Source organism: Adlercreutzia sp. CNCM I-6216, assembly GCF_977113345.1.
The window spans coordinates 229,576-244,642 of record NZ_CDSBIE010000004.1 but is presented as its reverse complement, the minus strand read 5'-3'; the positions used below and the strand labels follow the sequence as shown (position 1 = coordinate 244,642).

At 64.3% G+C, this 15,067-nt stretch carries 14 protein-coding genes; 2 read left to right on the top strand and 12 right to left on the bottom strand.

The window, feature by feature from the left end; genetic code table 11:
* Window positions 1-47 precede the first annotated feature (47 nt).
* Window positions 48-1,106, bottom strand: coding sequence for an N-acetyl-gamma-glutamyl-phosphate reductase (gene argC, locus ACYVRU_RS05780; RefSeq protein WP_223901377.1), 1,059 nt, complete (start codon window positions 1,104-1,106; stop codon window positions 48-50).
* Between the two features lie 220 nt (window positions 1,107-1,326).
* Between argC and ACYVRU_RS05775 the strand changes: the two genes are divergently transcribed.
* A complete protein-coding gene (locus ACYVRU_RS05775; protein ID WP_022738937.1) occupies window positions 1,327-1,755 on the top strand; it encodes an FKBP-type peptidyl-prolyl cis-trans isomerase in 429 nt (142 codons plus the stop codon).
* A gap of 379 nt (window positions 1,756-2,134) precedes the next feature.
* On the opposite strand, the gene ACYVRU_RS05770 is transcribed toward ACYVRU_RS05775, so the two are convergent.
* The 9 genes from ACYVRU_RS05770 to ACYVRU_RS05730 all read right to left on the bottom strand — a co-directional run bounded on the left by ACYVRU_RS05770 (window position 2,135) and on the right by ACYVRU_RS05730 (window position 12,341).
* A complete protein-coding gene (locus tag ACYVRU_RS05770) occupies window positions 2,135-2,416 on the bottom strand; it encodes a hypothetical protein (RefSeq protein WP_270358093.1) in 282 nt (93 codons plus the stop codon).
* Between the two features lie 193 nt (window positions 2,417-2,609).
* Window positions 2,610-3,758 carry a helix-turn-helix domain-containing protein gene (locus ACYVRU_RS05765; RefSeq protein WP_161127989.1) on the bottom strand — a complete coding sequence of 383 codons (1,149 nt, stop codon included), beginning with the start codon at window positions 3,756-3,758 and terminating at the stop codon, window positions 2,610-2,612.
* Window positions 3,755-5,191, bottom strand: coding sequence for a peptidase U32 family protein (locus tag ACYVRU_RS05760; RefSeq protein WP_302148436.1), 1,437 nt, complete (start codon window positions 5,189-5,191; stop codon window positions 3,755-3,757). The genes ACYVRU_RS05765 and ACYVRU_RS05760 overlap by 4 nt, the downstream gene beginning before the upstream one ends.
* 13 nt (window positions 5,192-5,204) lie before the next feature.
* Window positions 5,205-6,764 carry a cysteine--tRNA ligase gene (gene cysS / locus ACYVRU_RS05755; RefSeq protein ID WP_461185824.1) on the bottom strand — a complete coding sequence of 520 codons (1,560 nt, stop codon included), beginning with the start codon at window positions 6,762-6,764 and terminating at the stop codon, window positions 5,205-5,207.
* 124 nt (window positions 6,765-6,888) lie between these two features.
* The gene (locus ACYVRU_RS05750) at window positions 6,889-7,113 is read right to left on the bottom strand and encodes a helix-turn-helix transcriptional regulator (RefSeq protein WP_302405057.1); all 225 of its coding nucleotides are present in this window, start codon (window positions 7,111-7,113) and stop codon (window positions 6,889-6,891) included.
* A gap of 157 nt (window positions 7,114-7,270) precedes the next feature.
* Window positions 7,271-8,056, bottom strand: coding sequence for a GTP pyrophosphokinase (locus ACYVRU_RS05745; RefSeq protein WP_461185823.1), 786 nt, complete (start codon window positions 8,054-8,056; stop codon window positions 7,271-7,273).
* Window positions 8,057-8,500: 444 nt separating this feature from the next.
* Window positions 8,501-9,172 carry a hypothetical protein gene (locus ACYVRU_RS05740; RefSeq protein WP_461185822.1) on the bottom strand — a complete coding sequence of 224 codons (672 nt, stop codon included), beginning with the start codon at window positions 9,170-9,172 and terminating at the stop codon, window positions 8,501-8,503.
* A complete protein-coding gene (locus ACYVRU_RS05735) occupies window positions 9,117-9,776 on the bottom strand; it encodes an RNA polymerase sigma factor (protein ID WP_461185821.1) in 660 nt (219 codons plus the stop codon). The genes ACYVRU_RS05740 and ACYVRU_RS05735 overlap by 56 nt, the downstream gene beginning before the upstream one ends.
* A 267-nt stretch (window positions 9,777-10,043) precedes the next feature.
* Window positions 10,044-12,341 (bottom strand): oxidoreductase, encoded by a 2,298-nt coding sequence (locus ACYVRU_RS05730; protein WP_461185820.1) that lies wholly within the window; start codon window positions 12,339-12,341, stop codon window positions 10,044-10,046.
* Between the two features lie 276 nt (window positions 12,342-12,617).
* On the opposite strand from ACYVRU_RS05730, the gene ACYVRU_RS05725 reads away from it, so the two are divergent.
* Window positions 12,618-14,237 (top strand): helix-turn-helix transcriptional regulator, encoded by a 1,620-nt coding sequence (locus ACYVRU_RS05725; protein WP_461185819.1) that lies wholly within the window; start codon window positions 12,618-12,620, stop codon window positions 14,235-14,237.
* A 93-nt stretch (window positions 14,238-14,330) separates the two neighbouring features.
* On the opposite strand, the gene ACYVRU_RS05720 is transcribed toward ACYVRU_RS05725, so the two are convergent.
* Both ACYVRU_RS05720 and ispF read right to left on the bottom strand, forming a co-directional pair.
* The gene (locus ACYVRU_RS05720; RefSeq protein WP_461185818.1) at window positions 14,331-14,486 is read right to left on the bottom strand and encodes a hypothetical protein; all 156 of its coding nucleotides are present in this window, start codon (window positions 14,484-14,486) and stop codon (window positions 14,331-14,333) included.
* On the bottom strand, window positions 14,470-14,961 hold the full coding sequence (ispF, locus tag ACYVRU_RS05715) for a 2-C-methyl-D-erythritol 2,4-cyclodiphosphate synthase (protein WP_161127983.1): 492 nt from the start codon (window positions 14,959-14,961) through the stop codon (window positions 14,470-14,472). Before ispF ends, ACYVRU_RS05720 begins: the two co-directional genes overlap by 17 nt.
* Window positions 14,962-15,067 lie beyond the last annotated feature (106 nt).

The following is a 15,067-nucleotide window of genomic DNA, read 5'->3' as shown; positions in this document are numbered from 1 at the left end:
TCTTTCCCACGGGACGGCGCCGACACGGCCCTCGTCCCCTTCCAGTCCTACACGGGGTTGGCGATCTCTTCCAAACCGCAAGTCTCGGGCAGACCGAACACGATGTTGGCGCACTGCACGCCCTGGCCGGCCGCGCCCTTCCCCAGGTTGTCGATGGCGCCGGTGGCCACAATCATGCCGGCGGGGTGTACCGCCACGCCCACTTGGGCGCGGCAGGTTCCCGCCACCGACGCCGTGCGCGGCTGCACGCCGGCGTCCATGACGGACACGAGCGGGCTTGCCGCGTAGAAGTCGCGATACAGCTCCACGAGCTCCTCGGTAGTGGGGGCAGCCCCCGAAGCCAGCGGCAGCGTCACCGTGGACAGCAGTCCGCGGTTGAGCGGGGCAAGATGCGGAGTGAACACGAGCCGGCCCTCCAGCCCTAAGATCTGCTCGATCTCGGGGGTGTGGCGATGGGTGCCCACGCCGTAGGCCTCCAGGTTCTCGTTGGCGAAGCAGTAATGGGTGCGCTCGGTGGCCTTCTTGCCCGCGCCGGTCACGCCCGAGACGGCATCGGCCACCACCGGCGCCGCCGCGTCCACGAGCCCCGCGCGGATAGCGGGCGCCGCAGCGAGCGAGGTGGCCGTCGGGTAGCAGCCGGCGCAGCCCACGAGCACGGCCTCACCGGCAGCGCGGCGCTCGGCCGCGGCGGCCAACTCATCGCCCGTAAGCTCGGGCAGTCCGAAGGCGGCCTGGGCCAGAAGATCGGTGGCCGTATGAGGCGCGTACCACTTCTCGTAAATGGCCGGATCCTTCAGGCGGAAATCGGCCGACAGGTCGACGACCGTGACGCCGGCGGCCATAAGGTCGGGCGCCATGCCCATGGCTGCCTTGTGGGGCACCGCCAGAAACACCACGTCGAAGGCAGAGAAGTCGGTGTCCTCGTGGGTAGAGAACGCCAAATCGGTCACGCCGGTGAACGCGGGGTAGGCCTTCGCGATAGGGGTTCCCGCCAGCGCGTCGGAGGTCGCCGCCGCCAGATCGAACTCAGGATGGCGCGACAGCAGGCGCACCAGCTCGATGCCGGCGAAACCGGCCGCTCCTACAACTCCCGCTCGATAGCCCATAGAAACTTCCTTCCTCTATGCCCGTTGCGTATTCGGCTCTTTCTTGAGCATATGCACAAAGTTGAGCTTTTTCGTTGTTGTTTTCATCATACCCCCACTGGAGCCGTCCCGAAGGCAAAAAGCTCCGTTTATGACAACTTGGAGCAGGTTGCGCCCCTTCCCTACCCCGCACGCCCCCTTCCGCTAGACTTAAGCGCACATCTTTTGGAAAGGAGCTCCCATGAGCAACAAAGGCAAGAAGGTCAAGGTGCACTACACCGGCACGCTGGACGACGGCACCAAGTTCGATTCGTCCGTGGATCGCGGCGAGCCCATCGAGTTCGTCTGCATGGCCGGCCAGATGATCCCCGGCTTCGACGCCGCCGTGGAGGACATGGCCGTCGGCGAGAAGAAGACCGTGCACATCCCCGCCGCCGAGGCCTATGGCGAGCGCGACGACGCCATGGTGCAGAAGGTGCCCGTGGATCAGATCCCCAATGCCGACCAGCTGCCCGTCGGCCAGACCGTCTACATGATGGGCCCGGGCGGCCAGCCCTTCCCCGTGTTCGTGCAGTCCATCGAGGACGGCATTGTCACCTTCGACATGAACCATGAGCTGGCGGGGAAAGACCTGAACTTCGACATCGAGCTCGTGGAGGTTGAGGACTAACCCTGGTTGTCCGGTCGGGAGTTGGCGGAGGGGGCACCGTGCTCAAACAGCATTGAAGTGCAGGGCTCGTCGGGGGTTCCGGCATTTCCTAATGCACTTCAATGAACTGCGCGCGGCACCCCCTCCGCCAACTCCCGACCTACTCTTACTTACCTGAACTTACTTGAACTTACCTGAAGCGACCCCGCCGACTTTGGCGGGGTCGCTTTGCGTTTGGGAAAACCGAGGCTGCCCTGGATGGGAAATTGGCAGCCGGCAAGGCTTGAGAGTCGGTGACTCAGCGCACCAGGCGATCGCGCGACAGATGCAAGCGCGGCAGCACGGGGCCGACGAAGAGGTGGCACCATGCGGCAAAGCGGAGGCGTCTGCTGCGACGAACCTAGGCGAGCGCTTCGGACAGAGAAGCCTCGAACGCCTCGGAGGCGACGGGCTTCGCCTCGGTTTTCTTCTGGAAGAGGCCCTTGAACGCGGAGGGCAGGGCGGCCCAGACGCCAACCTGGGGCACGGCATCGGCCTCGACAAGCGACTGCACGGCGCTGGAGGCGGCCTTTGAGCTGATGCCCATATGGGCGAAGCGCTGCTCCAGCTTGGCGCAGTAAGCGGCGTCGGCGGAATCAAGGGAAGCAACGGCGGCTGCGGCCTGGTCGTTGAACAGTTTCATGATAGTTCTCCTTTCGACGGCGCCTAGTTTAGGCCCACGATAAAGGTCATCGTTTGGTCGATCGGATGAACCCGTGCGCTTCTATTTGTGCAGTTGCACAAGATTATCGTCTGCAAGATCGGCTTCGCGACGATGAAAGAAACAGCATGCTCCCTTCTCTCGCACCGATAGCCCCAATGATGCGGGAACCGAACTATGTCAGATACGCCAACGCGAGCAGGGCGGCCAGTTCGCGGTCGGTTGCATCTTGCACGGAAAGAACTTCCTTGATCTTCTTCAGGCGGTAGCGCACGGTGTTCGGGTGCTGGAACAGCGCCTCGGCCGTGCGGCTCACCTCGCCATAGGCGGCAGCGAACGCCTCGGCTGTCGCACCCAAGTCGGCGTCGTGCTCAGCATCGTAGTCGAACAGAAGCGAGCGCAGAAGGTCGGCGGCGCGCGCGTACAGGCGATCGCTTCGGGCCGCCGCGCGGAAGGCGTCGAAGCGCAGGGTCGTCCACCGCACGATGCCCGCGTCCTCACGCTCGGCCGTGCGCAGGGCGGCCATGGCCTGCCGCACCGCCAGATCCCCCTCCCCCAGGCTCACCTCCTGGCTGATGCCGCACACCAAAGGCCCGGCCGTGGCGATGCATTTCGCCAGGTCGGCGTCGGAGATGGCGATGGCCTTCAGCGGGGGCCTCTTGAAGGAGACGAACCCCAAAAGCATCTCGCGGTAGCGGCACACAAACGTGCGCTCGACGTCGTCCCAGCGTTCGCCATAATCGGCGAGTACCCCTTCCACCACCTTCTGCAATGCGCGCAGCGATGCCCCGTCGTCGGTGACGGGGCGTATGGCCAAACACTGGATAGTGGCGCCTGTAACGCCCGCGATGGTGAAGAACGTAGAGCGCACGGCGTGCTCGTCGGAGGGTGCCAGAATGAGGTCGATCAGGTGGTTGCGCTCCCACTCGGCGGCATCGTCGTCGAGCAGGTTCATGAGGTCGGCGATGACCCGTTCCATGTAGCGCCCCTCGTAGAAGAACACGGGCACGCCCCGCGCGGCCGAGGCCTGCACCACCGTGGGCGGCAGCTCCTTCAGCACCACGGGCTTCACGGCCACCGCCGCCACGCCGCAATCGATGAGCGCAAGCAGCGCCTCTTCGGCCAGATCGGGGTGCACGCCGGCGAAACCCAGCGTGGTGAACACGAATTCGCCCTGGGTGAACACCTCGTAGCCGCCCGTGAACGGCTCGTGATCGAGGGTGCCCACGCCCGTGACCTCGCGCGCGGCCGCCCCGTCGCAGGGAGTCGCCAGCCAAATGCTGTCGAAGGCCCTCATGTTCATGACATCGCCGACGGTGATCATAGCCTCTCCTTGTCCTCGTGCCGGGCGGAACGGCGGAAGGTGCGTTTGCGGAGGAAGGAGCCTTCGGGGATCGCAAAGGGCGCAGACTCATCGCATACCGCCTTGTCTGAGACGGAAAGCGCGGCAGAAGCCGAACCGTCGGAGGCATAACGCGAGGCATCTCCTACGAGGATACGATAGAGGTTGCAGGAGCGGTTGGCCGCGGCGGCGGGTTCCCAATCGGTGGCAGTAGCACGAGATAGGGCCTCTTTCACCGTGGCGGGGGCATCCTCGTCGTGGTTATCAGGACCGAACGTGTTGAGCCAGTGCAGATCGCGCACGATGAGTCGGCGGCTGGGCTCGTGAGGCACGAGGGTTTCCAGCTCGTCGCCTTCCGCGAAACGATTGCGGCACAGGAGGTACAGGTACTGCGGATCATCGGGAAATCCTTCGACTTCGCGCTGCACGCTTCGCTCTGGATGACGCGGGGAGGATGCGACGACGTCGGCCACGTGCATGGTCTCCTGCTCGTAGCCATCGTAGGCGGTCGCCTGTTCAACCTCGGAGAAATAGAAGCCAGTGCCGTAGGGACGGTGGGATACGGCCAGAAGCTCGTCGGCCACGACCTCGGGCGGCTCGCCGTCGAGTGCCCGGCGGTAGGCGCCCACCACGGTGGCCACATAGAAGGCCTTCTTGTTGCGACCCTCGATCTTGATGGAATCCACACCCGCATCGGCCAACGCCTGTAGGTGCGCGAGCATGTTCAGATCCTTCGCATTCATGATGAAGGTGCCGCGATCGTCCTCCTCGATGGGAAAGAACTCGCCGGGGCGCTTCTCCTCTTCCAGCTGGTAGCTCCAGCGGCAGGGCTGGGTGCAGTGACCCTTGTTGCCCGAGCGGCCGGTGAGGTAGCTGCTGATGAGGCAGCGACCCGAGACCGCCATGCACATGGCGCCGTGAGCGAAGGCCTCTATCTCCAGATCAGGCGGCGTCTCCTGGCGCAGGCGGGCGATGTCGGCCAGCGACATTTCCCGGGCGCACACCACGCGGCTCGCGCCGAGAGAGTGCCACACCCGGGCCGCAGCCGCATTGGCCACCGAGGCCTGGGTGCTCACATGGCGCTCCACCCGCGGCGACACCTCCCCGGCCACAGCGAAGGCACCGAGGTCGCCGATGATGAAGGCGTCCACCCCGGCCGCGTCCAGCGCGCGGAAGAACGCCGGCAGCCCGTCGATGTCGTCGGGGTGCATGAGAATGTTGCAGGTGACGTGCACCTTCACGCCGTGTTCGTGAGCAAAGGCCACAGCAGCGGGAATCTCGTCCATGCGGAAGTTCGCCGCCCGGGCCCGCATGCCGAACCGCTCGGCCGCCAGATACACCGCATCGGCCCCGAAGGCCACGGCGGCCCGCAGCTGTTCCATCCCACCCGCCGGCGCGAGCAGTTCCATCGGCATGCTTCCCAACGAGCTACCCCTCGAACGTCACGCGGGCACCCTGGGGGGTGTCCTCGATCACGAAGCCGAGATCGGCCAGGCCGTTGCGGACGCCGTCGGCCACGGCCCAGTTCTTCTCTTTGCGGGCCGTCGCGCGGGCCTCGAGCAAGCGCGCCACGGCGATTTCCGGATCATCGCCGTCGTAGCCGGCCAAGTCGGCCGCGAGCGCCACCACTTCCACCGGGTAGGCCTCCCCCACCTCGGCGGCCGTCACATCGATGCCGAGCACGTCCATGAGCTCCACGATGGCGCCGCGCGCCTCGCGCACGGCGGCGGCTTCTTCGGCCGCGAGGGTCTTCGCATCGGCCACGAGCGCATTCGCATCGCTCACGAACGAGAAGACCTCACCCAAGGCCGCCGGCGCGTTGAAGTCGTCATCCATGGCCTCGGTGAAGCCCGCACGCAGAACGGCCACACGATCGGTGAGCGCCGCGGCGTCCAGCGTGGCTGCAAGGGCAGCTGCGGGCGTCTCGGGCTCAAGGGCCGCCTCGCCGCGGGGCGTGCCCGTCTCCAGCAGCCAGTCCAGGGCCTTCACGGCGTTCTCGATACGCGTGAGGGCCGCGTCGGCCTCGGCAACGCGCTGCTCGCCGAACACGAGCGGGCTGCGGTAGTGGCTCTGCAGCATGAGCATGCGAAGGGCCGCCGGACGCACCTGCTCCAGCACCTCGTGCAGCAGCAGGAAGTTGTTCAGCGACTTCGACATCTTCTCGGTCTCGCCGGTCTCGGCGTTGGCGATCTGCAGCATACCGGAATGCATCCAGTAGTTGGCGAACGTGCTGTCACAAGCGCACTCGGACTGGGCACGCTCGTTCTCGTGGTGCGGGAACACCAGGTCGGCCCCGCCGCCGTGGATATCGAAGGGCAGTCCCAGGTACTTCTCGGACATGGCCGAGCACTCGATGTGCCAGCCCGGACGGCCCTCGCCCCAGGGGGATTCCCACGCCGGCTCGCCGGGCTTGGCCGCCTTCCACAGGGCGAAGTCCAGCTCGTCGCGCTTGCGCTCCTCCAGGCCCTGGCCGTCGGCGCGCAGCTCGCGGTGACCGCTTTCCGCCTCGTCCACGTCGCGGCCCGAGAGCTGGCCGTAGCCCGGGTAGGAGCGCACGTCGAAGTACACGTCGCCCTCCGACACGTAGGCATGGCCGCGCTCGATCAGGCGCTCGATGAGGGCGATCATGGTGCCGATCTCCTCCGTGGCCTTCGGGCGGATGTCCGGATCCTGCACGCCGGCCGCGCGCATGTCCTCGATGAACAGGCGCGTGTACTCCTCGGCCACTTCGGCGGCCGTGCGCGCCTCCTCGGCAGCGCGGCGGATGATCTTGTCGTCCACGTCGGTCACGTTCTGCACGAAGGTGACATCGAAGCCGCGCCAGCTGAGGTAGCGGCGGATCATGTCGAAGGAGATGAACGTGCGCGCGTTGCCGATGTGGATGCGGTTGTACACCGTCGGCCCGCAGACGTACATGGAGACCTTCCCGGGCTCGACAGGTTCGAAGTCCACCTTCTGGCGGCGGCGCGTATCGTACAGCTTGATCATAAAAGCTCCTTCGGGCGTTCATTCAGAATGAGAGCCATTGTAGCGCAAGAAAGCACCCTCACCTTTGCGACACAGGCGATTAAAGCACGAACATCAGCTCAACAAGCTGACGGCCTTGAGCAGGTCACTCACCGCGCTGCCCTCTCACGTCTATGCTCAGGTCGAGCCCGAGCATAGAAGCTACGTCGAGAGCCTTACCGAACTGGATAGTCTCCTTACCGTTCTCCAAATCGGAAATAAAGCGCGTGCCGCACCCGCAATACTCGGCCATCTCTTGCTGCGAATAGCCGAGCTCTTTGCGACGCGCACGAATGGCTTGCCCCAGGACCTTCATCGAGTTAATGCGCATGATGCTCTCATTACCTATCGGGAATATCTGCCGATCGAGAACTATATCATTACCGATCGGGAATGAAAAGGAAATTTGGGCGATTCTATTACCGATCGGGAATGATATGGAGTGCGAGACTTTCAGGCTACAAGGTGAGCACGAGCACTGTCTGCCCCTACTCTTCCCCATCGTCCAAGTAGTTGCGCAGCGCCTGCATGCGGCGATCTAGATCGGCGGCGGTCTCGGCCAGATCGGCCAGCTCGGCGGCCACCGCCGCGGCCTCTTCGTCGGGAAGATCCTTCTTGTAGCGCAGCTGATGCTCCAGCGATGCCCAAAAGTTCATGGAGATGGTGCGCAGCTGCACTTCCACCTTCACCGAGCGTTTCTCGCGCTCGAGGAAAATGGGCACCTCGATAATGAGATGCAAGCTGCGGTACCCGCTCGGTTTCGGGGAGGCCACATAGTCGCGCCGCTCGATAAGTCGCACGTCATCCTGGGAGAGCAGCGACTCGGCCAGGGAGAACATATCTTCGGGGAAGGTGCAGACGACGCGCACGCCGGCAACATCGTAGATGTTCTGCTCGATGGAATCCACCGACATGGGAAAGCCTTTGCGGGCGAGCTTCTTCGCCAGGCTGTCGGTGCTCTTCAAGCGCGACTTGATGGATTCGATGGGGTTGCGATCGTGCTGCAGCCCGAACTCGGCATCCAGCACGCGGAATTTCGTCTCCACCTCCATCATGGCGCACTCGTAATAGGTCATAAGGCGCCGGTAGGGTGCGAAGTTGCGCTCTAGCATGGCGGCAAACTCGTCGCTGCCCGCCAGCCGCGCCAGCATCTGGTTCGCCAGTTCCTCTCGCTGCTCGTGCAACACATCCAACGCGCTTTGGCCCAGCGCGCCCTGACCGTCACGCAGCCGCACCACCGCGTTTTCGAAAGCTCGCTCCGTCAACCTCGCCATAGCCGCTCCCTTTCCCGCGTCATCGTTGGCCCCTTGCTCCTTCCGAGCATGAGGCTTCGCTCTCTTTCGCAAGATGATACTTTGTGGCCTCGATATGACTTGGAAATCACGAAACATCGGTCGAAATCTACAAAATGAGACTTCATATCCTTCAAATGGCTTGAAAACGACGGAACATCGGTCGGAATTTTCAGATTAAGCTCTTTTGTAATACACGACCTGGGAAAACATCATCCTCAGTATTACAAGGAATGCTGAAAACAAGCTCTTCGACCGATGTTTCGTGATTTCCAAGCCATTTCAGCCATTCCGGCAAGAAGATCTCCCGCAGAGAGTGAGCTTCTGCGGGAGATCGCACGAATATGGTTAGCGCATAACAAAATTCTGCATCGATCTATCGCGCCGTCGCTTCGACCCTATCACGCATTCGTGGCTGCGAAAACTCTACCGCACCTCCGCAGCGGCGGACGGAGCGGCTTCGGCCTCGGCGTCTTCCAAATGCACGGAGGCGTGCCAATTGCCGGGTTCGCCGCTTACCTGGTACACGTAGGTGGCGCCGTCCTTCTCATAGGTGCCCGTGGCGGCACCGTTGGCGGACAGGTCATCGGTGAGGTCGATGGGCTCGATGCCCTCGGGGGCCAGAATGACATGGCCGTCGGAGGATTCCAGCACCATGTCGTCGGCGTTCGGCGAACCAGCCTCAGTGCCTTCCACCGTGTAGTCATGGATCTCGTAAGTAGTGTCGTCGAAGTCGCCACCTTCCGAGATCATGGTCATCTGCACCGCGCCGCCCTCACCATCGGCGTCTTCCACGGTGTAGTTGATCTCGCCGATGGCCGTGTCGCCGTTTTGGCTCATCTGCACGTCCATCTCCACCGGCTCGCCGTTGATGTAGACGGTGGCCTTCTCCACCCAGGTCTCGCCCGTGGCGGCGTAGCACACGCCGTTGGTGACCACGAACACGCCGAGCAGTGCCGCGCAGGTGGCGGTCGCGAATTTCAGGGCCGTCGTACGCTTCTTCGTCTTCTCCATGGGAATGCCCTTAACCTTTCCTATCAGGTCAGCAGAGGCATGGACCTCGCCCATCATGGCTTTGTACTGGCTTGAGTTGCTCATCTTCCCACGCCTCCTTCAGTGACTGTTTCAGTAGCTTCCTTGCGCGGACGAGCCGGGTGCGCACCGTGGGCTCCTTGATGCCCAGCACTTCGGCGATCTCGCGTGTGCCCATGTCCTCGAAGTAGAACAGGTGCACCACGATGCGGCACTTCTCGGGCAGGTCGCCCAAAGCCGCGTACAGCGCCTCGTGGGCCGGCTCGGCGAACGCGGGCTCCTCGAAGGGCGGGGCATCGCCGTCGCGAATCTCGCGCAGCTCCACTCGCTGGCGCCACAGACTCCGCCAGAGGCTCTTGCACTCGTTCACCGTGACGCAAATGAGCCACGCGCGCAGACGCTCATCGCGGGCGCCTGCTCGCTTGGTATCGCAACCAGTTCCGTCCCCTGCAGTGCGCTCGCCGTCACGGCCGCGACCGTGGCCGGCATCGCGCCCGGGATCAGGATCGCCATCACATTCGAGCCACGTCGGCGGCTTCTCGTACAGCTTTAGAAACACCGCCTGCACCACGTCCTCGGCATCGGGCACCCGTCGCGTCTGATTGAGCGCGATGCGGTACACCATGTCGGCATAGGCATCGACGATCTGTCGGTACTGGCGGTTGTCCACAGGTTTCCTTCTCGTCCGTCGGGGAAGGCGACGACTCGCAGCCGCTAGCTTGCCGCCCCGTCGCCGCCTTCCATAAAAGGCCTTTCACAGACAATACGCTTGGGCGCGGCACAATGTGCGACGTTTGGGAGAAATTTTCCCTGACAAAACTCGCCAGAAACGAGGGTGGTATAGAACAAGCAAGGAAAAGGCCGACTCGGGGCCGGCCTTCTTCTTGGGTGGGTGAGGGGCGATGCGCCTTGCGCGCAGTGGTGCGCCTTGGGCGCCCTAGCAGTTGCGGGCGGTGAGGTTGCCCGTGGTGATGGCGTTCTGGATGCTCAGCGGCTCGGCGGCGTCGCCAATCACGTGCACGTCGAACTCGCCGGACAGCTCGTCGGCCAGAGCCGTGTTGGGGCTCATGGTGGAGGCGTCCACCACGCAGTCGCAGGCAAGCGTGATGTCCATGCCGAAGCCGTTCGTGACGACGATCTCACCGTCGCCCACGCTCTTCAACGTGCACTCGGGCATGAGACGACCGCCGGCGGCGAAGAAGGCGGGCTTCACGAAGGCGTTCAGCATCATGGCCTGACCGGTGCCGAAGGCCTCGGCGGGCTCCGGCGCGATCACCGTCACCTTCTTGCCCTGGGCGATGAGGTAGTGGGCCGTGTCGGTGGCCTGAGCGTTGAATCCGAGCACCGCCACGCGCTCGCCGATCTCGCTGGCCAAAAAGTCGGTGACGCCAATGACCGGCGTGGCCGAACTTCCCGCGGCCGCCAGCTCCGGGCGCACGCCGCCGGTGGCGACGATCACCACGTCGGGACCCTGCTCGCGCACGAAGGCGGCATCCACCTCCTGGCCAGTGACCACGGCGACGCCTTCTACCTCCAGCATATGGGAGAGGTAGTTGCGCAGACGGCCCAAGCTCTCGTGCTTGCCCTTCACCATTTCGGCGAAGTCCAACAGGCCGCCCAGGCCGTTCTTCTCGTACAGGGTGACGGCGTACCCGCGCTCGGCGGCCACGCGCGCCGCCTCCATGCCGGCAGGGCCGCCGCCGATGACCATGACGTTCTTGTCGCCGTCGGCCGGACGCACTTCGTAGCCCTCGGGCATGGCGTCGGTGAACACCGAGTTGTTGCAGGGGTTCACGCGGCACAAACCTCCCAGGCAGTTCAAGCAGCGACAGCAGGGGCGGATCTCGTCGATGCGATTCTCGCGCAGCTTGTTGGCGTACTCCGCATCGCAGTTGGCCACGGGGCGGTGCATGTAGATCATGTCGAGCCACCCCTCGTTCAGGGCGTTCTCGAAGTAATCGGGGGCGAGTGCCGGATCCATGAACACCACGCCGCCCACGGGGATGCCCACATGCTGCTTGACGTAGCGGCAGGCGCCCATGATGAGGCCGCAGCCGGAATGGGAGCCGTCGAGCAAGCCGCTGAAGTGGCTGTCGAAGTCGAAGAAGGTGCCGAAGCTGGTGGCGCCGTCGTAGCCGTAGCCGGCGAAGACGCCGTCGTTGACAAACTGGGCCTCGTGGAAGGCGAAGGTACCCAGGCGCAGCTCCAGGGCATCGGCGCCGGCAGCCTCAAGGGCCTGGCAGATGGCCGCGGTCTCCTCGGGGGTGTTCACCAGCGCGTTGTCGCCGAGGGCGCCGTCGTTCTCCTCGGCGCCGTTCACGAGCACCTGCACCACGAAGTCCGCACCGCAGCGCTCCTTGATACCGCGAATGATGTCGCAGGCGATGCGGGTGCGGTTCTCAATAGTGGCCGGCCCGTAGGGGTCGTCGGCGGCACGGTCGTTGCCGAAGCGCGAGAAGAACCGTGCGGGCAGGTTGTCGCCGGCGGCATTCAGATCGATGCCGTCGAAGCCGATGGCCTGAAGGCGGGCGGCCCCGTCAATGGTGTCCTCGATGTACGTCTGGATGTCGGCGGCCGATAGCAGGCTGGCCTTGTGGGTCTCGCCCTCTTCGCCCATGTTCTCCCACAGATACACGATGCCGGGAGTGGCCGTCTTCATCTGGACGAGGCAAGGCACGTCATAGCTGTGCACTTCGGCGCAGATAGCCGCAAGCGGGCTTTCCTCGATGGTCATGCGCATATCGTTGTCGGCCACATTCACGCGCTTGTCCAGCCGCTCGAGCATGATATAGCTGCCCTCGACGAGCACCGCGCCCATGCCGCCGGCGGCGATGCGGCCGTGATAGGCCACGGCCTTCTGCTCCTCGTTGGGCACCATGGAGCTGGCCGCCGACTTGATGAGGCGGTTCTTCAGCGTGAGCGAACCGATCTTCAGCTCGGAGAACATAGTGGTGTTGGCGAAGTCCTCGATGCTGTTGGTCGTAAAGTCCCAGTCCTGGGGATTGATCTGCGCGTAGGGCGAAGCGGCGCTTCCCGTCTGCGACAACGCCGGGGACGTCGCATCACCGGACGCCGCTGCCTCGCCGCCGGCCTCAGCCGCACGAGGCTGCGGGGCGCACCCGCCCAGAAGCCCAAGCCCAAGCGCGCTTGCACCCAGGGCCGCCGCGCCTATGCCGCCCAAAAACCCGCGGCGGCTTACCGTTGCTGCTGTTTTCGTCTCTTCCATCGTGCTCATGCGAGCCTCCCTTTCTCTCCTTCGGCACGTTTCCGTTCCGTTTTGCCGCCCCACCCGATGCCATTGGGATCAGCGCACTTGCCGGCGCTTCTCGCCGCTTTGGCGAAGGATCCCGTGGGCTCTCACGGCGGGGATGAGGGCACTGTAGGACGGAAGCCCAGTTCAACGCATCGACCCGATGGAGGTAATTGCGAAAATATTTCCAGCATCGACCCGTTAGTACGATAGGAACGAGGCGGGGTGAGCGTCTATAATCTAGAGAGAAAGGAGGGGCCCGTGACATTCGATTCCGCGAAACCGCTGGTGGTGGAAATCGGCCTTGGCTGCTATTTCTGGCTGGCGCTGTGCACGCTGCTGTCGGGCGCGCTGTACCCCGCGCTGGAGGTGGGCACCGCTTGTCAGATACCGCTGACACTGTCGTGCGACGCAGGGCTTCTTTTAGGCTTTGCAGGATGCCTTGCGGTGGCGAAACGCGGCGGGCGCGCCTTCGGGATGCCGCTCCTTGCGGGGGCCGGCCGCACCTTCGCAGCAACCATGCTGCCGCTTTTGCCGGCCTTCACCACAAGCGTTGCTATCCTGCTGCGGACGGGGATGCTTTTCGAAGAGGCGACAGTGCCCATGATCGCTGGCGACGTGCTGCTCGGCGCCTCATTGGCTGCGGCCGGATACCTCTGGTGGCTTGCCTTTTCCGGAGAGTCGCCGCACGTCGCGCTTCTTCGAGTCGTGCGAGCGCTGCTTGGGGCCAGTATCGCCTTTGTTGTGCTTAGCCTGGCGCCGCGCGGCATTCTGTTGCTCGGCGCCTGCCTGGTGTCGCCCGTCGCCATAGGTCTGGGGCTGGCAATGCAACTTGCCGAACCACAGGCGGACGCGGACGACTCTCCTTGCGACGACGCCCGCGACGAACGCCCCGAAGCCTCCGCCGACACAACAGAGACCACCCGCCCCGCGCCTGAAACCGCGCCCCTGCCCCGCGTACTCCAACTTTCTATCGTCATCTCGGTATTCGTGGCGGATCTTCTGCTCAGCTTGTTCCCCGTATCGCTCTTCTCGGAGGCCAGCCCGCTTTTCGCGCCGCTGACCGGCGACCCGGCCGCTGCGACCCTCGGCAATCTCACCGAGCCGGCCCTTATCGCCGCGCTGCTTATCGCTCTGTCCTCGGGCATCGCCCTTCTGCTTGAAGAACGCGAACGCCTCAAGCTTCCGCTCGTGTGCTCCGTGGGATTTTTCGCCGTGGCCGTGGGGTTCGTCACCTTCCCCTACCACCTTCCCGGCGGAGCACCCATCGGCGTCGCCGAAGCCGGGCGCGTCATCATTCTCGTCTTCATCATCATGGCGCTTCTGCGCTACTACCAGGGCTGCCCGCCGCAGGCGTGGCTCATCCCCCTCGCCCGGCTCGCGTGCCTGTGCGCCCTGGCCATGGCCGTGGCCGACGTGCTTGTCATGACGCTGTACCTGAACCCGGCCCTCGACCTGTTCGACTTCACCAACCGCACCATCTTCGGCGGCGTTGGCGTCCTGGTTCTGGTGGCACTGCTGCTGGGGCCCATGCCCCATGTCTACGAGGTCGTGCGCCGGGGGGCATGCCGCTCGGAAGCCGCAGGGAACAATGCCGAAAATACCGACGAAGGAGCCGAAAGCGCGGCGGCGGTTTCCCTTCAACGCGAGGAGCTGGCCGAAGCGCACCTGGACGCCTTCGCCAGCGCCCACCGCCTCTCGCCCCGCGAGCGGGAGATCCTAGGGCTCATCTCGAAGGGCCGCGACGTTCCCTACATCGAGCAGGAGCTCGTGCTTTCCAAGAGCACCGTGAAGACCCACATCCGCCACATCTACGAGAAGTGCGAGGTCTCCTCCCGCCAGGCCCTGATCGACCTCCTGCAGTCGCACCCGGAAGACTGAGGAAGCAGCCTCATTGAGGCCAGCACTCCCCCTACAACGGCGCACGCCGCGTCATCCAGCTCGGCAGCGAGTCGGCCGAGCAGGTGGGTCTCCCTAATCGTCCACCTGCAGCTCGACGAAGGCGCTTTCGGGGCTGTGCTCGCCGGCATCGTTCACCGAGCGCACGCGCAGCACGTAGAAGCCCGCCTTCTCCGGCGTGTAATCGAAGGTCCAGGTGAGGTTCTGGTTGTCGTTAAATGCGGCACACAAGACAGGTGGCGTAGGCGGTGATGCCCTCTTCGCGGCCTTCGGGACCCAAGTGCTCGGTGGTGGTGGCCTTCACGCCGACGTTTTCCACCGGCAGCCCCATGGCACGGGCCAGGTTCTCGCGCATCTGCTCGCGGTAGGGAGAGAGCTTCGGAGCCTGGGCGGCAATGACGCTGTCCACGTCGATGATCTCGAAACCGCGCTCGCGCACGAAGCGAGCCACCTCGGCGAGCAGCTTAAGCGAGTCGGCATCCTTGTAGGCCGGGTCGGTGTCGGGAAACAGCTTCCCGATGTCGCCCCCGCGCACGGCGCCCAAAAGCGCGTCGGAGATAGCGTGGGCTAGCACGTCGGCATCGGAGTGCCCGTCGAGCCCCTGATGGTGCGGAATGTCCACCCCGCCCAAGATGAGCTTGCGGCCCGGAGCAAAAGCATGCACATCCATTCCCAGCCCCGTCCGAAGATTGCGCAGGTCGTTCATACCGGCTCCTTCCGCCTTCTTCCATCACGCATATCGCCTCTGAAAACCCTTCTCATTTCCTTCTCGGTCATCGAAAAGACTCGTTTCTGCAGCAAATCGCGAGTTA